We start from the raw sequence: 229 nt of genomic DNA on the forward strand, positions 1-229 counted from the left end.
GGCACCGTCTCGCTCGCCGTCGCGATGGTCGAGGCGACCCGGCTCCCGATGCTCCTCGGCGAGCTGATCCCCAAGCACCTGTCCACCGCCGAGCCCATGGCGCTCGGCCGCGCACTCGCCCGGCCCCAGCTCGTGTTCAGCCCCGCGTGCAAGCCGGCGATCCTGGTCCTGGACGGGTTCTCCCACGACGGGCTGGCCCGCGGGGGCATCGAGGCCAAGGAGGGGATCT

The 229-nt window shown here is 73.4% G+C and carries 1 pseudogene; it reads left to right on the forward strand.

Annotation, left to right across the window (positions count from 1 at the left end):
- Positions 1–229, forward strand: a pseudogene (locus KVS67_RS13790) (hypothetical protein); the annotation flags it as partial.

This window comes from Micrococcus sp. GbtcB5 (assembly GCF_019091605.1).
GTDB classification, from domain to species: Bacteria; Actinomycetota; Actinomycetes; order Actinomycetales; family Micrococcaceae; genus Micrococcus; species Micrococcus luteus.